17 protein-coding genes are annotated in these 17,722 nt (G+C 55.1%); 4 read left to right on the top strand and 13 right to left on the bottom strand.

The annotated features are described in order from the left end of the window. Positions 1 to 7: 7 nt before the first annotated feature. The 4 genes from prfB to xerD all read right to left on the bottom strand — a co-directional run bounded on the left by prfB (position 8) and on the right by xerD (position 4,574). A protein-coding gene (gene prfB / locus LZP96_RS16635; protein WP_157685363.1) for a peptide chain release factor 2 occupies positions 8 to 1,106 on the bottom strand; the annotation gives its coding sequence in 2 pieces (ribosomal slippage) (positions 8 to 1,030 and positions 1,032 to 1,106; 1,098 coding nt in all). A gap of 90 nt (positions 1,107 to 1,196) precedes the next feature. Beyond that, positions 1,197 to 2,930, bottom strand: coding sequence for a single-stranded-DNA-specific exonuclease RecJ (recJ, locus tag LZP96_RS16630; protein WP_064327276.1), 1,734 nt, complete (start codon positions 2,928 to 2,930; stop codon positions 1,197 to 1,199). 5 nt (positions 2,931 to 2,935) lie between these two features. Beyond that, entirely contained in the window at positions 2,936 to 3,649 is a 714-nt protein-coding gene (gene dsbC / locus LZP96_RS16625) for a bifunctional protein-disulfide isomerase/oxidoreductase DsbC (protein ID WP_064328184.1), read from the bottom strand. A 28-nt stretch (positions 3,650 to 3,677) separates the two neighbouring features. Then, on the bottom strand, positions 3,678 to 4,574 hold the full coding sequence (gene xerD / locus LZP96_RS16620) for a site-specific tyrosine recombinase XerD (RefSeq protein WP_064327277.1): 897 nt from the start codon (positions 4,572 to 4,574) through the stop codon (positions 3,678 to 3,680). 99 nt (positions 4,575 to 4,673) lie between these two features. On the opposite strand from xerD, the gene fldB reads away from it, so the two are divergent. Next, positions 4,674 to 5,195: a flavodoxin FldB gene (gene fldB, locus LZP96_RS16615; protein ID WP_064327278.1), complete on the top strand. Its 522-nt coding sequence runs from the start codon at positions 4,674 to 4,676 to the stop codon at positions 5,193 to 5,195. Between the two features lie 3 nt (positions 5,196 to 5,198). On the opposite strand, the gene LZP96_RS16610 is transcribed toward fldB, so the two are convergent. Further along, positions 5,199 to 5,612, bottom strand: coding sequence for a protein YgfX (locus tag LZP96_RS16610; RefSeq protein WP_064327279.1), 414 nt, complete (start codon positions 5,610 to 5,612; stop codon positions 5,199 to 5,201). Further along, positions 5,593 to 5,859 carry an FAD assembly factor SdhE gene (sdhE, locus tag LZP96_RS16605; protein ID WP_064327280.1) on the bottom strand — a complete coding sequence of 89 codons (267 nt, stop codon included), beginning with the start codon at positions 5,857 to 5,859 and terminating at the stop codon, positions 5,593 to 5,595. Before sdhE ends, LZP96_RS16610 begins: the two co-directional genes overlap by 20 nt. A gap of 300 nt (positions 5,860 to 6,159) precedes the next feature. On the opposite strand from sdhE, the gene ygfZ reads away from it, so the two are divergent. After that, positions 6,160 to 7,140, top strand: a complete 981-nt coding sequence (gene ygfZ, locus LZP96_RS16600) for a tRNA-modifying protein YgfZ (protein ID WP_064327281.1) — start codon at positions 6,160 to 6,162, stop codon at positions 7,138 to 7,140. A 125-nt stretch (positions 7,141 to 7,265) separates the two neighbouring features. Here the strand turns inward: ygfZ and trhA are convergent, their stop codons facing one another. Further along, positions 7,266 to 7,925 carry a PAQR family membrane homeostasis protein TrhA gene (gene trhA, locus LZP96_RS16595; protein ID WP_064327282.1) on the bottom strand — a complete coding sequence of 220 codons (660 nt, stop codon included), beginning with the start codon at positions 7,923 to 7,925 and terminating at the stop codon, positions 7,266 to 7,268. Positions 7,926 to 8,088: 163 nt separating this feature from the next. Continuing rightward, positions 8,089 to 8,400 (bottom strand): N(4)-acetylcytidine aminohydrolase, encoded by a 312-nt coding sequence (yqfB, locus tag LZP96_RS16590; RefSeq protein WP_064327283.1) that lies wholly within the window; start codon positions 8,398 to 8,400, stop codon positions 8,089 to 8,091. A gap of 51 nt (positions 8,401 to 8,451) precedes the next feature. On the opposite strand from yqfB, the gene LZP96_RS16585 reads away from it, so the two are divergent. Further along, positions 8,452 to 9,183: a MurR/RpiR family transcriptional regulator gene (locus LZP96_RS16585; protein ID WP_064327284.1), complete on the top strand. Its 732-nt coding sequence runs from the start codon at positions 8,452 to 8,454 to the stop codon at positions 9,181 to 9,183. A gap of 116 nt (positions 9,184 to 9,299) precedes the next feature. Continuing rightward, the gene (locus tag LZP96_RS16580; RefSeq protein WP_064327285.1) at positions 9,300 to 10,733 is read left to right on the top strand and encodes a 6-phospho-beta-glucosidase; all 1,434 of its coding nucleotides are present in this window, start codon (positions 9,300 to 9,302) and stop codon (positions 10,731 to 10,733) included. 39 nt (positions 10,734 to 10,772) lie between these two features. Here the strand turns inward: LZP96_RS16580 and LZP96_RS16575 are convergent, their stop codons facing one another. From LZP96_RS16575 to ubiI, 5 genes are all read right to left on the bottom strand, one after another. Then, the gene (locus LZP96_RS16575) at positions 10,773 to 11,516 is read right to left on the bottom strand and encodes an SDR family oxidoreductase (protein WP_064327286.1); all 744 of its coding nucleotides are present in this window, start codon (positions 11,514 to 11,516) and stop codon (positions 10,773 to 10,775) included. 67 nt (positions 11,517 to 11,583) lie between these two features. Continuing rightward, on the bottom strand, positions 11,584 to 14,457 hold the full coding sequence (gene gcvP / locus LZP96_RS16570; protein WP_064327287.1) for an aminomethyl-transferring glycine dehydrogenase: 2,874 nt from the start codon (positions 14,455 to 14,457) through the stop codon (positions 11,584 to 11,586). Positions 14,458 to 14,580: 123 nt separating this feature from the next. Continuing rightward, positions 14,581 to 14,970, bottom strand: a complete 390-nt coding sequence (gcvH, locus tag LZP96_RS16565; protein ID WP_064327288.1) for a glycine cleavage system protein GcvH — start codon at positions 14,968 to 14,970, stop codon at positions 14,581 to 14,583. A 23-nt stretch (positions 14,971 to 14,993) separates the two neighbouring features. Further along, positions 14,994 to 16,088: a glycine cleavage system aminomethyltransferase GcvT gene (gene gcvT / locus LZP96_RS16560; protein ID WP_064327289.1), complete on the bottom strand. Its 1,095-nt coding sequence runs from the start codon at positions 16,086 to 16,088 to the stop codon at positions 14,994 to 14,996. 427 nt (positions 16,089 to 16,515) lie between these two features. Continuing rightward, positions 16,516 to 17,718: an FAD-dependent 2-octaprenylphenol hydroxylase gene (gene ubiI / locus LZP96_RS16555; protein WP_064327290.1), complete on the bottom strand. Its 1,203-nt coding sequence runs from the start codon at positions 17,716 to 17,718 to the stop codon at positions 16,516 to 16,518. Positions 17,719 to 17,722 lie beyond the last annotated feature (4 nt).

Below are 17,722 nucleotides of genomic sequence, written 5' to 3'. Positions count from 1 at the left end.
TGGTTCCTCATAACCCTGCTTTCAAACTTGCTTCGATAAATTGGTCCAGGCTGCCGTCCAGCACGGCCTGCGTGTTGCGGGTCTCAACCCCGGTACGCAAGTCTTTAATGCGGGAGTCATCGAGGACATAAGAACGGATCTGGCTACCCCAGCCGATGTCAGATTTGTTGTCTTCCATCACCTGTTTCTCAGCATTCTTTTTCTGCATTTCCAGTTCATAAAGCTTCGCTTTCATCTGCTTCATGGCCTGGTCTTTGTTCTTATGCTGGGAGCGGTCATTTTGACACTGCGTTACCAGGCCGGTTGGCACGTGCGTGATACGCACCGCGGATTCCGTACGGTTAACGTGCTGACCGCCCGCGCCGGAAGCGCGGTATACGTCGATACGCAGATCGGCCGGGTTGATTTCGATATCAATATCGTCATCCACTTCCGGATAGACAAACGCAGAGCTGAAGGAGGTATGACGACGGCCGCCGGAATCGAACGGGCTCTTACGCACCAGGCGGTGAACGCCCGTTTCAGTACGCAGCCAACCGTAGGCGTAATCGCCGATAATCTTGATAGTGATGGATTTAATGCCCGCCACTTCACCTTCAGACTCTTCGATGATTTCCGTTTTGAAACCACGCGCCTCAGCCCAGCGCAGATACATGCGCGTCAGCATGCTCGCCCAGTCCTGCGCTTCCGTCCCGCCGGAGCCGGCCTGGATATCCAGGTAGCAATCTGCGCCGTCATATTCGCCGGAGAACATACGACGGAATTCAAGCTGAGCCAGCTTTTCTTCCAGCACGTCCAGTTCAGCGATGGCTTCGTTAAAGGTTTCTTCGTCGTCGGCTTCGACGGCTAATTCCAGCAGGCCGGAGACATCTTCCAGCCCCTGAGACATTTGGTCGAGGGTATCAACGATAGCTTCGAGGGAGGAACGTTCTTTACCCAGCGCCTGGGCGCGTTCAGGTTCGTTCCAGACGTCCGGCTGTTCCAGCTCGGCGTTTACTTCTTCAAGACGCTCTTTCTTGGCATCATAGTCAAAGATACCCCCTAAGAACGTCTGAGCGCTCCGTGAGGTCTTGAATGCGGTTTTTTACCGGATTAATTTCAAACATGGTCTGTTTTCTTTTTTCGACGTGTCAAAATGCGGTGATAAGAGCGGGATTGTACCGAATCCGCGCCCTTTTTTATAGAGAATACTGACGCTAAATTGGCCAGATATGGTCGATGATGATCTGAAGCGTGCGGTTTCCGCGAAACTCATTAATATCGAGCTTAAAGGCCAGTTCAACCTCACGTACGCCATTGTCCGGCCAGACGGCGGTGTCGACGTTAAACGCAATGCCGTCCAGTAGCGGACCGCCGCCCACCGGCTCAACCATCACTTTCAAATGCCTTTCTCCCACGATACGCTGCTGCAGCAGGCGAAAACGCCCGTCAAAAAGCGGCTCAGGGAACATTTGCCCCCACGGGCCCGCATCACGCAGCATTTGCGCCACGTCCATGGTCATCTCGGCAACGGACAGTGGACCATCGGAGACAATTTCACCCTGCAACAACGCCGGGTCGATCCAGTCAGTGACCAGCGCGCTAAACAGACGCTGAAACTCGTCGAACTTTGCCTCTTCAAGCGATAAGCCCGCCGCCATCGCATGTCCGCCAAACTTGATCATCAGCCCAGGATAGAGCGTATCAAGGCGCTCCAGGGCATCGCGCATATGCAAACCCTGAATGGAGCGGCCCGAGCCTTTCAGCGTGCCGTCCCCCGCGGGGGCAAAGGCGATAACCGGACGGTGGAATCGTTCTTTGATTCGTGAGGCCAGAATGCCAACCACGCCCTGATGCCAGTCGGGATGGTACATTGCCAGCCCGCCCGGCAGCGGTTCACCGCTACGCTCAAGCTTGTCGCATAAGGTCAGCGCTTCGGCCTGCATCCCCTGTTCAATCTCTTTACGCGTCTGGTTCAGTGCATCAAGCTCGCTCGCCAGTACGCGCGCTTCGCCGATGTTGTCGCACAGCAACAGCGCGACGCCGACGGACATATCGTCCAGGCGACCGGCCGCATTCAGGCGTGGGCCCAGCGCGAAACCTAAATCGTTTGCAGCCAGTTTTAGCGGGTCACGGTTGGCGATCTCAAGCAGTGCTTTAATGCCTGGACGGCACTTGCCCGCACGAATGCGGCTTAAGCCCTGCCAGGTCAAAATGCGGTTATTGGTATCCAGCGGCACGACGTCTGCGACGGTACCGAGCGCCACCAGATCGAGGTATTCCGCCAGATTAGGCATGGCGATACCGCGTGATTCAAACCAGCCGTTGTCACGCAGCAATGCGCGCAGCGCCAGCATCAGATAAAACGCTACCCCGACTCCCGCCAGCGATTTCGACGGGAAATCGCAGTCGCGCAGGTTCGGGTTAATGATCGCTTCGGCTGCGGGCAAGGTTTCGCCGGGCAGGTGGTGATCGGTGATAATTACCGGGATCCCCAGCGCGTGGGCACGATCGACGCCCGCATGGGAAGAGATCCCGTTATCCACGGTCATGATCATTTGCGCGCCGCGGGCATGAGCCTGATCGACCACTTCCGGGCTGAGACCATAGCCATCTTCAAAGCGATTCGGCACCAGATAGGCCACGCTGTCGCAGCCCAGCGCCCGCAGGCTGAGCACGCTCAGTGCCGTACTGGTGGCGCCGTCGGCATCAAAATCCCCGACGACCACAATGCGCGTGCCTTCGCGGAAAGCGTCATAGAGCATTCCGGTCGCTTTCTCGACACCGCTCAGCTGTTGCCAGGGCAACAGCCCTTTTACGGTACGCTCAAGCTCCACGCCAGAGCGTACGCCGCGGCTGGCATACAATCGCCGCAAAAGCGGCGAAAGTTCGGCCGGTAAATCGACGTTTTCATCCGCCTCGCGGCGGCGCAATTTGATGGGGGCTTTCACGCGAATTATTTACCACCAAACTGTTTCTGGTGTGCGTCGAGGAAGGCTTTCATCTCTTTTGGCCCCTGATAGCCCGGCACAACGTAGCCGTTGTTCAGCACAATCGCCGGTGTTCCGGACACGCCAAACTGCACGCCGAGCGCGTAGTGGTTGGCGATATCAATATCACAGGAGGCAGGCTGGACGCCCTTCCCGTTCATCGCATCGTCAAAGGCCTTATTACGGTCTTTAGCACACCAGATGGCTTTCATATCCTGCTCAGGCTGGCTCTGTACGCCCGCGCGCGGGAAGGCGAGATACCGCACGGTGATGCCCAGCGCGTTATAGTCTTTCATCTCTTCATGCAGCTTGTGGCAATAGCCACAGGTGATGTCGGTGAAAACGGTAATGACGTGTTTTTCCTGCGCCGCTTTATAGACAATCATCTCTTTTTCCAGCGCGTTCAGGTTTTTCATCAGCAGCTGGTTAGTCACGTTCACCGGCTGCGCACCGCTGACGTCGTACATCGGTCCCTGAATAAAATGCTTACCGTCTTCAGTGACATACAGAACGCCGCTGTTGGTCAGAACCGTTTTCATTCCGGCAACCGGGGCTGGCTGAATTTCGCTGCTGGTCACGCCCAGTTTTGCCAGAGATTGTTTGATGGCTGCATCGTCTGCATGGGCTAAACCGGTAAAAGAGGCGGCCAGCAAGGTAAACAGCGCGAAAGACTTTTTCATATTCATTCCTAATGCAATTCCTCGGCACTCACGCACGTGGGTGGTGCTGTTGATGTAACTGCCGCAAGCGCTCGGTCGCGACATGCGTATAAATTTGCGTCGTCGATAGATCGCTATGCCCCAGCAGCATCTGCACCACGCGCAAGTCGGCGCCATGGTTCAGCAGATGTGTGGCGAAGGCGTGGCGCAACACGTGCGGCGACAGTTTTTCACTGTCGATACCCGCCAGTGTCGCGTAATGTTTGATGCGATGCCAGAAGGTTTGTCGCGTCATTTGCTGTGCGCGCTGGCTGGGAAAGAGCACGTCAATTGAGACGCCGTTCAGCAGCCACGGGCGCCCGTGCTCCAGCCAGGTTTCAACCCAGTAAACGGCCTCTTCGCCAAGCGGCACCAGCCGTTCTTTGTTTCCTTTGCCGATTACACGCACCACGCCCTGACGAAGGCTGATATCACTCATCGTCAGCCCGACTAATTCAGAGACGCGCAAACCGGTGGCGTACAGCACCTCGAGCATCGCTTTATCGCGCAACTCCAGCGGCAGGTCAACCACTGGCGCTTGTAATAATCTCTCAATTTGCGCTTCGCTGAGATCTTTAGGTAAACGCTGCGGTAATTTGGGCGACGCCAGCAGCGCGCTGGGATCGTCCGGGCGGATCTTCTCACGGTAGAGATGTTGAAACAGGCGGCGCATTGCACTCAACAATCGCGCCGAACTGGTCGCCTTATATCCCCCCGCCTGCCGTTCGGCCAGCAGGTTTTGCAGGTCGTCGCTTTGCGCCTCGGCCAGCGACAGTTCACGGTGCGCGAGCCATTCCACCAGCATGGTTAAATCCCGGCGATACGCGCTAAGCGTGTTCTCGGCAAGATTTTTCTCCAGCCAGAGCGCATCGAGAAACTGCTCGACGAGCGCGAGATCCTTTTCCACATCTGCCCCTTGATGTTGCCATTCGCCATTATGACGTAATGGTACAGCTTTCTGGTACACTACGCCTAAAGTCATAGCAAAAATTGAGACGTTTTGGCGATGAATATTGGTTTGTTTTATGGTTCCAGCACCTGCTATACCGAAATGGCAGCAGAGAAAATTCGTGACATTATTGGCCCGGAACTGGTCACGCTACACAATCTGAAAGATGATGCTCCCGCCCTGATGGAGCAGTACGATGTGCTGATACTCGGCATCCCGACCTGGGACTTTGGCGAGATTCAGGAAGACTGGGAAGCAGTCTGGGATCGGCTCGATTCGCTCAATCTGGAAGGCAAAATCATCGCCATGTATGGCATGGGTGACCAGTTAGGCTACGGAGAATGGTTCCTGGATGCGCTCGGTATGCTGCACGATAAACTGCTGCCAAAAGGCGTGAGCTTTATCGGCTACTGGCCGACCGAAGGCTATGAATTTACCAGCCCGAAGCCCGTCATCGCCGATGGCCAGCTATTTGTCGGCCTGGCGCTGGACGAAACCAATCAGTACGATCTGAGCGATGAGCGCCTGCAAAACTGGTGCGAGCAGATTCTGGGCGAAATGGCCGAAAAATTCAGCTAAGCGTTATCGCCCCTGCGTCGGTTGCTGTAACAGCATCCGACGTAAATCCCGCCACTCTGCCGAATCCATGCTGTCCGCTGCCAGCCACAAATGCTGGCTACGCTTCCCTTCCGTCTGCCGCAGACGAAACATCATGCCGGATTTGAGCATCCACGGCGTACCGACAATTTCCCACTCTTTGCCCTGCCAGCGCAGGCGAGAATCCATCATCAGCTTGATTTCACCCTGACGGGCGTTAATGCGTCGTTGGCTGCGAACGCTGTCGAACACCACCAGCGAAAGGAGCAGAAGCCATAACGGCGTGTAGCTCAGCGGCCATGGCATTAATAAAACAATGGCCGCGACCAGACCGTGGAGCAATAACGACATCCACTGTGAGCGCCAGGAAACGCGCAGATCAGATTGCCACAGGACCACGTTCCCGATTCCGTGTTTGAATTAATTGCACCATCCGTTGCAACTCGGTGTCGGCGGGTTTGCCGTGATTCATCAGCCAGTTGAACAAATCAGGATCGTCGCTTTCAAGCAGACGAACGAACAGACGTTTGTCATCATCGCTCAGGCTGTCGTACTCATGCTCAAAGAAGGGCATGACAGAGATATCGAGTTCGCGCATACCGCGACGGCATGCCCAATGAATGCGGGCTTTATTGTTAATGTCCATGTTGTTTTTCCTGCATAACGTTTGGCAAAGGCTTTTCCCTTCAGAGGGGGCGGGATGTCGTTCTCCCTCCCGGGACAATCCCTAGTGTAACGTGTTTTTTGCTCTTTCTTTACTGGAATATTGCAAGTCGGAAGCATGCTTGCAGAAAAAACCCTACAAAGAAAGCGGATTACTCTGTTCTGCGTAGCGCTACGCAGAACAGCGATAAGGCACAATTGGCCTGCTGAAAGCGCTTGCAATGACGACAGTCTCTTTTACCATTAGGCATTATCAAAGCGTTAAGCAATTCAGGACATCACTATGGCATTTACACCATTTTCTCCTCGCCAGCCCGTCGCCTCTGCGCGTCTGCCGCTGACGCTTATTTCTCTTGATGACTGGGCACTGGCAACTCTCACGGGTGCCGACAGCGAAAAATATCTGCAGGGTCAGGTGACGGCAGACGTCGGTCAAATGACGGAGCATCAGCACCTGTTGGCCGCGCACTGCGATCCTAAAGGTAAAATGTGGAGCAATCTGCGCCTTTTCCGCCGTCAGGATGGCTTTGCCCTGATCGAGCGCCGCAGCCTGCGCGATGCGCAGCTCACTGAACTGAAAAAATATGCGGTCTTCTCAAAAGTGACCATTGTCGCTGATGATGAACATGTCTTGCTGGGCGTGGCCGGATTCCAGGCCCGAGCGGCACTGAAAAACCTCTTCAGCGCGCTGCCAGACGCTGAAAAACAGGTCGTTAGCGAAGGCGCAACCTCTATTCTTTGGTTTGAACATCCGGCAGAACGTTTCCTTCTGGTGACCGACGCTGAAACCGCAGAGCGCGTCACGGAAGCCTTACGCGGCGAAGCGCAGCTCAATAACAGCCAGCAGTGGCTGGCGCTGAATATCGAAGCGGGTCTCCCGGTGATTGACGCGGCAAACAGCGCGCAGTTTATTCCGCAGGCAACCAACCTGCAGGCGCTGGGTGGTATCAGCTTTAAGAAAGGGTGCTACACCGGTCAGGAGATGGTGGCGCGGGCAAAATTCCGTGGTGCCAACAAACGTGCGCTGTGGACGTTGTCCGGTCAAGCCAGCCGCGTGCCGGAAGCAGGCGAAGATTTAGAGATGAAAATGGGTGAGAACTGGCGTCGTACGGGCACCGTGCTGGCTGCGGTTCAACTCGACGATGGTCGCCTGTTGGTTCAGGTCGTGATGAACAACGATATGGAAGCCGATACCGTGTTCCGCGTGCGTGACGATGCCAATACGCTGAGCATAGAACCACTGCCTTACTCTCTGGAAGAGTAAGCCAGCCTTAAGGCGGCTACGCATTTTAACTGTGAAATGCTCTCTCCCTGCGGCTCATTCTGACATGCTCCCTCTCCCTGTGCGAGAGGGTTGGGGTGAGGGCATCAGACCGCACAGCGTAACGCTTAAACCTGCCCAACATACAGATAGATCGCCAGGAAGTGGCAGACGCTACCGCCCAGGACAAAGCCGTGCCAAATCGCATGGTTGTAAGGAATACGCTTACAGACGTAGAAAATAACCCCCAGGGAGTAAACGATCCCGCCCACGGCAAGCAGAGTCACCCCTCCGGCTGAAAGCTTGACCGCCAGCTGATAAATCACAATCAGCGACAGCCAGCCCATCGTCAGATAAGTCACCAGTGAGAGCACCTTAAACCGATGCGCAATGGTGAGTTTGAAGAGGATGCCCAACAGCGCCAGGCTCCAGATGACAACCATTAACCCCCGCGACAGAGGGGAGTTCAGCCCCACCAGTAAAAAGGGCGTGTAGGTACCGGCAATCAGCAGATAAATAGCGCAATGGTCGAATTTTTTGAGCCATCTCTTTGCCCGTTGATGGGGAATGGCATGGTAAAGCGTCGACGCGAGAAACAGCAGAATCATGCTTCCGCCATACAGACTGTAACTGGTGATCGCCATGGCGCTCGCATTGGCATCCGTCGCCTGAACCAGCAGCAACACTAATCCCACGATCCCGAAAACGAGACCAATACCATGACTAATACTGTTGGCTATCTCCTCAGCCAGTGAATATCCTTGTGTGATTAATGGCTTACTTACCATGCGCAACTCCAGCAGAACATAAGATGATTATGCATCATCCGTTATGCTAACTGAGAATGATTTCAGTGAACACATGTTAGCTAAAATAAATCCATTAATAAGAGAATTCCATTAAAATCATACAATTGAATGAATATATGACCTTACACCTGTCCGCTACAATTTAAACGCATTTAAAATCAATCACATAAAAATGTGTTTGTTGAGGATAAATCTCCGTAATGACCTCACGGAGCGCCGCCAGGGACATGTTTTCCTGCACCGCGTGTTTTTCCGTCAGCGTATCCAGCGTCACCGTCGACACGCCCGTCACTTCAATGGTGCAAAAGTAGACTTCATCTTCATAGCGCCCGACCCGCAGGATATCACCCGCTTTAAAATGTGACTCGCTTTCATCCCGAATGGTAATGGTTTTACGCCCGGCCAGAATGTCGTCCTGAAAGCGTTGAAAAAAAGTGATGTCGTTTGGCTGCATGTTATTATTCCTTTTAGAAAAGTCTGATGAGTGAGTTTAGCCATTGTGAGCATGTTCTCCCATTCCGCCGTTGCCCGTCTCAACAACCTTGAGATGATGGTCTACCACTATGTCATCAAAAACCGTGACAAGGTGATGTACATGACCATCCGTGAACTGGCAGAAGCGGCTGGCGTATCGACCACCACCATCCTGCGTTTCTGCCGCAAGCTCAACTGTGAGGGCTACTCGGAATTTCGCGTACGTTTTAAACTCTATTTAGAGCAAAACGAGCCCCAGCAGGCGAATTTTGGTGCCAGTGAAATTATCAGCTTTTTTAAAAGCGTTAACAACGAAGAGTTCGACGCGTTATTAGATCACGCGGTGGATATTATTTTATCGTCCGAACGTATTATATTTGTTGGTGCGGGCACCTCTGGCTCGCTGGCAAAATATGGCGCACGTTTCTTTTCAAATATCGGCAAATTCAGCAACCATATTGACGACCCTTATTTCCCGGTGACCAATGACATGGCCAAAAATGCGCTGGCCATTGTGCTGTCCGTCTCCGGTGAAACCGAGGAGATCTTACGCTTCGCCAGCCAGTTCAGCCTGCATCACTGTAAAGTGCTCTCCATAACCAGCCACGAACAGTCGCGCCTGGCAAAGCTGGCGGATTTTAATCTCTCCTGGCATGTGCCACAAACCCGTATTGGCGGCGTCTACGATATTACAACGCAAATTCCCGTCATCTATATTCTGGAGTCGCTGGGGCGCAAACTGGCGAAGAAATTAACAGAATAAAACACCCTGTTTTATGAATGTGACATATTACATTTTCAGCGAATTGTTATATCGTGACATTTAATGTCGCTTTGCTAGACTCGATGTCAATATTGCCTCCATTGAGAATAGCAAAGATGAAAAAATTAACCTTACCAAAAGATTTTTTATGGGGTGGCGCGGTTGCGGCACACCAGGTTGAAGGCGGCTGGAATAAAGGCGGCAAGGGGCCCAGTATTTGCGACGTTCTCACCGGCGGCGCGCACGGCGTGCCACGCGAAATCACTCAGGACGTCGTGCCGGGTAAATATTATCCGAACCACGAGGCCATCGACTTCCACGGCCATTACAAAGAAGACATCAAACTGTTTGCCGAGATGGGTTTCAAGTGCTTCCGCACCTCTATCGCCTGGACGCGCATCTTCCCGAAAGGGGATGAAACCCAGCCGAATGAAGAAGGGCTGAAGTTCTATGACGACATGTTCGATGAGCTGCTGAAGTACAATATCGAGCCCGTTATCACCCTCTCCCACTTCGAAATGCCGCTGCATCTGGTGCAGGAATACGGTGGCTGGACCAACCGGAAAGTGGTGGATTTCTTTGTGCGCTTCGCGGAAGTGGTGTTTGAGCGCTACAAAAATAAGGTCAAATACTGGATGACCTTCAATGAGATCAACAACCAGCGTAACTGGCGTGCGCCGCTGTTCGGCTACTGCTGCTCAGGCGTGGTTTATACCGAGCATGACAATCCGGAAGAGACCATGTACCAGGTGCTGCACCACCAGTTCGTGGCAAGCGCGCTGGCGGTGAAGGCGGCGCGACGCATTAATCCAGAGATGAAAGTCGGCTGCATGCTGGCAATGGTGGCGCTCTATCCGTTCTCCTGCAAGCCAGAGGATGTGATGTTCGCTCAGGAATCCATGCGCGAGCGCTATGTCTTTACCGACGTTCAGCTGCGTGGCTACTACCCGTCCTACGTGCTTAACGAGTGGGAACGCCGTGGGTTTAATATCAACATGGAAGACGGTGACGACGCGATTCTGCGCGAAGGCACCTGCGACTATCTGGGTTTCAGCTATTACATGACCAATGCGGTCAAAGCCGAAGGCGGCAGCGGCGATGCCATTTCCGGCTTCGAAGGCAGCGTACCGAACCCGCACGTGAAAGCCTCGGACTGGGGCTGGCAGATTGACCCGGTGGGCCTGCGTTATTCACTGTGCGAACTGTACGAGCGTTACCAGAAACCGCTGTTTATCGTTGAAAACGGCTTCGGTGCCTACGATAAAGTGGAAGAGGACGGCAGCATCAACGATGACTATCGCATCGACTACCTGCGCGCCCACGTGAAAGAGATGATGAAAGCCGTCACTTACGACGGCGTGGACCTGATGGGTTATACCCCGTGGGGTTGCATTGACTGCGTGTCGTTCACCACCGGTCAGTACAGCAAGCGCTACGGTTTTATCTACGTGAACAAGCACGATGACGGCACGGGTGATATGTCCCGCTCGCGGAAGAAGAGCTTCGAGTGGTATAAAGCCGCGATCGCCAGCAACGGCGAAACGCTGTAATCCTTTCCCCTCTCCCCGTTTTTAGGGAGAGGGGCATATTCATTTACCGCCCGCCAGCTCGATAAAACTGCCCGTCACATACGATGCTTTTTCGCTCAGCAACCAGACAATCGCCTGCGCCACCTCTTCCGGCTGGCCGCCTCGCTGCATTGGCAGCATGGACTTAACCCGATCCACCCGACCCGGCTCGCCGCCAGAGGCATGGATATCGGTATAAATCAGGCCAGGGCGCACGCAGTTAACGCGAATGCCTTGTGCCGCCACCTCCAGCGATAAACCGGTCGTCAACGAATCCACGGCCCCCTTGGAGGCCGCGTAATCCACATACTCACCCGGCGCGCCCAGGCGTGACGCCGCTGATGAGACATTCACTATCGCCCCGCCCTTGCCGCCGTGTTTAAACGACATGCGTTTTACCGCTTCACGACAGCAGAGAAAATACCCGGTCACGTTAGTTGCCAGGACGCGATTAATGCGCTCTGCCGACAGGTTTTCGATGGTGGATTGTTCAAACAGAATACCGGCGTTATTGACCAGCGCCGTCAGCGTTTCACCTTCACGATCGATACTGTCGTACATCGCCAGCACCTGCGCTTCGTCGCTGATATCCGCACGCACGGCGAAGGCTTTGCCGCCTGCTTCAATGATTTGATTGATCACATCCGTCGCGGCCTTGATGTTGTGATGGTAGTTCACCGCCACGGTATAGCCTTCGCGTGCCAGCTGCAGCGCGGTCGCTTTACCAATCCCGCGGCTGGCGCCGGTAACCAGTGCAATTGCCATTTACATCCTCCAAATAAAAAAGCCGGGTAGCGCTGGCGCTTACCCGGCCTACAGTATGGCAGACAGATTATGCGTATTCGCTCATCGGAACACACGAACAGAACAGGTTACGGTCGCCATAAACGTCATCAAGACGCTTAACGGTCGGCCAGTATTTGTTTGCCACGCCCGCCGGGAAGACCGCCAGCTCGCGGGAGTAGCCGTGGGTCCACTCCGCCACCAGCTCGTGCTGGGTGTGCGGCGCGTTGACCAGCGGGTTATCGTCGAGCGTCCACTCGCCGTCCTGCACACGATCGATCTCCATGCGGATGGCGAGCATCGCGTCAATGAAGCGGTCCAGCTCAGCTTTGCTTTCCGACTCCGTTGGCTCAACCATCAGCGTGCCCGCCACCGGGAAGGACATCGTTGGGGCGTGGAAGCCGTAGTCGATCAGACGTTTGGCAATATCCAGCTCGCTGATGCCCGTCGCGTCTTTCAGCGGACGAATATCAAGGATGCATTCGTGCGCCACGCGGCCATCACGGCCGGTATAGAGCACCGGGAAGGCAGATTTCAGGCGCGTGGCAATGTAGTTGGCGTTGAGGATCGCCACCTGGCTTGCCTGCTTCAGCCCTTCCGCACCCATCATGCGGATGTACATCCAGCTGATTGGCAGGATAGAGGCGCTACCGAACGGTGCCGCAGAGACGGCGCCCTGGCGGGTCAACATGCCTTCAATCTGCACCACGCTGTGACCCGGCACGAACGGTGCCAGATGCGCTTTCACGCCGATAGGGCCCATACCCGGGCCGCCACCGCCGTGTGGAATGCAGAAGGTTTTATGCAGGTTCAGGTGCGACACATCCGCACCGATAAAGCCCGGAGAGGTGATCCCCACCTGCGCGTTCATGTTCGCCCCGTCGAGATAAACCTGACCGCCGAACTGATGCACCACTTCACACACTTCACGGATGGTCTCTTCATACACGCCGTGAGTGGACGGGTAGGTCACCATGATGCAGGAAAGTTTTTCGCCCGCCTGCCCGGCTTTCGCACGCAGATCGGCCAGGTCGATGTTGCCGTTTTTGTCACAGGCAACCACCACCACTTCCATGCCTGCCATTTGTGCCGAGGCCGGGTTAGTACCGTGTGCGGAGCTTGGGATCAGGCAGATATCGCGATGCCCTTCATTGCGGCTTTCGTGATAGTGACGAATCGCCAGCAGGCCTGCATATTCACCCTGCGCGCCGGAGTTTGGCTGCATACAGAGCGCGTCATAGCCGGTCAGCTTCACCAGCCAGTCGGAAAGCTGGTTGATCATCATATGATACCCTTCCGCCTGATCTGCCGGGCAGAATGGGTGCAGCTCAGAGAACTCCGGCCAGGTGATAGGGATCATCTCTGCCGCCGCGTTCAGCTTCATGGTGCAGGAGCCCAGCGGGATCATCGCCTGATTCAGGGCCAGATCTTTGCGCTCCAGAGAGTGCATATAGCGCATCATCTCGGTTTCGCTGTGATAGCGATTGAAGACCGGGTGCGCCAGAATGGCATCGTTACGCAGCATGCTCTCCTGGATGGAGCGGCTGTCGTGGGCCACCTCTTTATCCAGCGCGTCGATGTCCAGACCATGCGCATCGCCCAGCAGGACGCTAAACAGATCCTGCACGTCTTCACGCGTGGTGGTTTCATTCAGCGTAATGCCTACGGCATTGAGAATATCGGTGCGCAGGTTGATTTCCGCGGCTTCAGCACCTGCGATAACGGCGGCTTTGTCTGCCACTTCGACGCACAGAGTATCGAAGTAGTGCGCATGACGCAGTTTCAGTCCTTTCTGTTGCAGGCCCGCCGCCAGAATATCCGCAAAGCGGTGAATGCGGCTGGCAATGCGTTTCAGACCAGCCGGACCGTGGAAGACCGCATACAGGCTGGCAATGTTCGCCAGCAGGACCTGAGAAGTACAAATGTTTGAGTTCGCTTTTTCGCGACGGATATGCTGCTCACGCGTCTGCATGGCCATACGCAGCGCGGTGTTCCCGGCCGCATCTTTCGACACACCAATGATTCGGCCTGGCATGGAACGTTTAAATTCATCTTTGGCCGCAAAGAACGCAGCGTGCGGACCGCCGTAGCCCATCGGCACGCCGAAGCGCTGTGCAGAGCCAAAGACAATGTCTGCGCCCTGTTTGCCAGGTGCCGTCAGCAGGACCAGGGCCATAAAATCAGCGGCGACGCTGACAATCACTTTACGGGATTTCAGCTCGGCAATCAGCGTGCTGTAGTCGTGCACTTCCCCGGTGGTGCCCACCTGTTGCAGCAGCACGCCAAACACATCCTGATGATCCAGCACTTTGTCCGCTTCATCGACAATCACGTCAAAGCCGAAGGTCTCCGCACGAGTGCGCACCACGTCCAGGGTTTGCGGATGCACGTCCGCCGCCACGAAGAAACGGTTCGCATTTTTGAGTTTACTGACACGTTTGGCCATCGCCATGGCTTCGGCCGCTGCGGTGGCTTCGTCGAGCAGTGAAGCGGATGCGATATCCAGACCGGTCAGATCCAGCGTCACCTGCTGGAAGTTCAGCAGCGCTTCCAGACGGCCCTGCGACACCTCCGGTTGATACGGCGTGTAGGCGGTGTACCAGCCCGGATTTTCCAGCATATTACGCAGGATCACCGGCGGCAGCTGAACAGGGGTATAACCCATGCCAATGTAAGACTTAAAGCGCTTGTTCAGGCTGGCGATTGCTTTCAGCTCTGCCAGCGCGGCGAATTCCGTCGTGGCCTCACCGACCTGAGGCGGCGTGGCAAGCTGGATATCTTTTGGCACGATCTGGCCGATCAGTGCGTTTAATGAATCCGCGCCAACTGTCTTCAGCATCTCCTGCTGTTGCTGAGCATCCGGCCCAATGTGACGTTCAATGAAAGCGCCACGGTTTTCAAGCTGGCTTAAAGTCTGTGTCATGAGCGATGGTTCCTGAAACGTGCAGTGAATGTGTATTCCCTCTCCTTTCAGGAGAGGGTTAGGGTGAGGGGAAGATTGGCACTCTCACCCCTGCCCTCTCCCCATAAGGGAGAGGGATAAGGCTTACTCGTCTTCTAACAGGGCTTCGTAGGCAGAAGCATCCAGCAGTGCCGCGACTTCTGCTTCGTCAGTGGCTTTGATTTTGAAGATCCAGCCGCCTTCATAAGGTTCGCTGTTTACCAGCTCCGGGGAGTCGCTCAGCGCGTCGTTTACCGCCACGATTTCGCCGCTGACCGGCGCATAGATGTCTGAGGCCGCTTTCACGGATTCAGCGACAGCACAGTCGTCGCCCGCGCTAACGGTCGCGCCCACATCCGGCAGGTCGATAAAGACCATGTCACCGAGCAGCTCTTGCGCATGCTCGGTGATGCCGACGGAATAAGTGCCGTCGGCTTCTTTGCGCAGCCATTCGTGTTCTTTGCTGTATTTCAGTTCTGCTGGCACATTGCTCATTGGAAATCTCCTGATAAAAATGATTAAGCGACCGGTTTACCGGCGCGAACAAAAATCGGTTTGGTGACGGTGACGGGCATTTCGCGATTGCGGATCTGCACCACGGCAGTCTCGCCAATCCCGGCCGGCACGCGTGCCAGTGCAATGCTGTAACCCAGCGTCGGGGAGAAGGTGCCGCTGGTAATGATGCCTTCGTGCTGATTGCCGTTTGCATCCGTGAAACGCACCGGCAGCTCGTTGCGCAGCACGCCTTTTTCGGTCATGACCAGGCCCACCAGCTGCTCCGTACCTTTCTCACGCTGCATTTCCAGCGCTTCGCGACCAATGAAATCGCGGTCTGCCGGTTCCCAGGCAATGGTCCAGCCCATATTGGCGGCCAGTGGAGAGACACCTTCGTCCATCTCCTGCCCATAGAGATTCATACCGGCTTCCAGACGCAGCGTATCGCGTGCGCCCAGGCCCGCCGGCTTAACGCCCGCCTTCACCAGCGCCTGCCAGAAATCGGCCGCTTTCTCGTTTGGCAGGGCAATTTCATATCCGGCTTCACCGGTGTAGCCCGTCGTTGCGATGAAAAGATCGCCCGCCTGCACGCCAAAGAAGGGTTTCATCCCTTCTGTTGCCTGACGCTGCTCTTCGGTGAACAGCGTGGCGGCTTTGGCCTGCGCGTTTGGCCCTTGAACCGCAATAAGAGAGAGATCGTCACGGACGGTAATGTCGATGGCGAAAGGTTCAGCGTGTTGGGAAATCCAGGAGAGGTCTTTTTCGCGGGTGGCAGAGTTAACAACAAGGCGGAAAAAATCTTCCGTAAAGTAATAGACGATCAGGTCATCAATCACGCCGCCGGAGGCATTCAGCATGCCGCTGTAAAGCGCTTTACCCGCCGTCTTGAGCTTTGCGACGTCGTTGGCCAGCAGATAACGCAAGAACTCCCGGGTGCGGCTACCCCGCAGGTCGACAATGGTCATGTGTGATACATCAAACATGCCGGCGTCGGTGCGCACCGCGTGATGCTCGTCAATCTGTGAGCCGTAGTGCAGCGGCATCATCCAGCCATGGAAGTCCACCATGCGTGCGCCACATAACTCATGCTGTTGGTACAAAGGAGTTTGTTGAGCCATCTTTTCCTCGTTGAATAAGCGGGGCTATCTTGCGTTTCGCGCCTCAATATTCATCACGAAACCCGTCATCGGCATCACTCCTGGACGCCGACGCAAACGTTCTCTTTTACCTGAACTTACCACCGAAACCGGCGATTAACCATAAGGTAAAATGGGTCATCACATTAGCTTATGACCAAAAATCGCTAAGAAGCCTACAGAGTTATTCACTGGGGAAATGCGATTTAACCCGCATAAAATTAACAATGCAGATACATTTTTAGCGTAGTGAGAGATTTCATCCGGAAAAACGGGCGTATTTTCCGTCAGGCAAAAAAGGCCAAATTAGAAAATCTAATGCGAAAAGAGGCGTGAAATTAGAATATTTCAAACGAGGAGATTTTCCCGGCGGCAGCGCCGGGAAATGAAAGTGTGACGGGGGTCTAACTTAGCGCAGCCAGTCCGGCAGATCGTTCAGACCCATCGCCTGGCGGAGGAGTTGCGGCTTAACGCCAGGAAGCGTATCGGCCAGTTTTAATCCCATATCTCTGAGCAGCTTTTTCGCAGGATGATTTCCGGCAAAAAGCTCACGGAAACCCTGCATGCCCGCCAGCATCATTGCGGCGCTGTGCTTACGGCTGCGCTCATAACCACGCAGATACAGGTGTTGACCGATATCTTTGCCCTCGCGCTGTAAACGACGAAGCACCTGAATCAGCTCCGCGGCATCCATAAACCCCAGGTTGACTCCCTGCCCGGCCAGCGGATGGATGGTATGGGCAGCATCGCCCACCAGCGCCAGACGATGTGCGGCAAACTGACGCGCATAGCGCCCGGTGAGCGGGTACACGAGACGTTCACTCTCCAGCGTGCAAAGCCCCAGACGATTATCAAAAGCCATACACAGCGCCTGATTAAACGCCTCTGGCGTGGCCTCCTGCATCTGCTTTGCTTTTTCCGGCACCAGAGACCAGACGATAGAGCACAGATGAGGATCGCTCAGCGGCAGAAATGCGAGGATGCCATCGTTATGGAATACCTGGCGCGCCACGCCGCCGTGCGGCTCTACGGTACGAATTGTCGCGACCATAGCATGATGGCGATAATCCCAGAAGGTCAGCGGAATATCCGCTTTTTCGCGTAGCCACGAGTTTGCGCCGTCGGCACCGACCATGAGCCGGGCCGTCAGCATGTCGCCGCTTTGCAGGGTGATAAAGGCTTCGTTTTCACCCCAGGCGACCTGTTGGACCTGCGCCGGCGCAAATAATGTCAGGTCTGAACACTGCTGGGCTTTACGCCACAGCGCGTCATGAATGACCGCATTTTCAACGATGTGACCCAAATGGCTATAGCCCATGCTTTCGTCATCGAAGGCAATATGACCAAAGCTGTCTTTGTCCCACACTTCCATGCCGTGATAACAGCTGGCGCGAAAACCCGTGATATCCGACCAGACGCCTAAACGCGTCAGGAGCTTTTCACTGGCGGCGTTGATCGCAGAGACCCGAAGCGCAGGCGGGGCGTCGGGCGCGACAGGCTGAGGCTGATTTTGTTCAAGCACCGCCACACGCAAGCCGCTGCCCTGCAAACCGCAGGCCAGCGCCAGGCCAACCATTCCACCGCCGACAATCGCAACATCTACATTCTGCACTGAG

This window comes from Huaxiibacter chinensis (assembly GCF_022171985.1).
GTDB classification, from domain to species: domain Bacteria; phylum Pseudomonadota; class Gammaproteobacteria; order Enterobacterales; family Enterobacteriaceae; genus Enterobacter; species Enterobacter chinensis_A.
Note: the sequence above shows the minus strand (reverse complement) of the source record. Positions and strands in the feature narration are given on the sequence as shown.

Bases quoted from the DNA above. Each gene is read 5' to 3' on its own strand.
- LZP96_RS16580 (WP_064327285.1), top strand. From the start codon at position 9,300: ATGAAAAAATTAACCTTACCAAAAGATTTTTTATGGGGTGGCGCGGTT.
- fldB (WP_064327278.1), top strand. From the start codon at position 4,674: ATGAATATTGGTTTGTTTTATGGTTCCAGCACCTGCTATACCGAAATG.
- trhA (WP_064327282.1), bottom strand. From the start codon at position 7,925: ATGGTAAGTAAGCCATTAATCACACAAGGATATTCACTGGCTGAGGAG.
- ygfZ (WP_064327281.1), top strand. From the start codon at position 6,160: ATGGCATTTACACCATTTTCTCCTCGCCAGCCCGTCGCCTCTGCGCGT.
- yqfB (WP_064327283.1), bottom strand. From the start codon at position 8,400: ATGCAGCCAAACGACATCACTTTTTTTCAACGCTTTCAGGACGACATT.
- gcvH (WP_064327288.1), bottom strand. From the start codon at position 14,970: ATGAGCAATGTGCCAGCAGAACTGAAATACAGCAAAGAACACGAATGG.
- sdhE (WP_064327280.1), bottom strand. From the start codon at position 5,859: ATGGACATTAACAATAAAGCCCGCATTCATTGGGCATGCCGTCGCGGT.
- LZP96_RS16585 (WP_064327284.1), top strand. From the start codon at position 8,452: ATGTTCTCCCATTCCGCCGTTGCCCGTCTCAACAACCTTGAGATGATG.
- dsbC (WP_064328184.1), bottom strand. From the start codon at position 3,649: ATGAAAAAGTCTTTCGCGCTGTTTACCTTGCTGGCCGCCTCTTTTACC.
- gcvT (WP_064327289.1), bottom strand. From the start codon at position 16,088: ATGGCTCAACAAACTCCTTTGTACCAACAGCATGAGTTATGTGGCGCA.
- LZP96_RS16575 (WP_064327286.1), bottom strand. From the start codon at position 11,516: ATGGCAATTGCACTGGTTACCGGCGCCAGCCGCGGGATTGGTAAAGCG.
- gcvP (WP_064327287.1), bottom strand. From the start codon at position 14,457: ATGACACAGACTTTAAGCCAGCTTGAAAACCGTGGCGCTTTCATTGAA.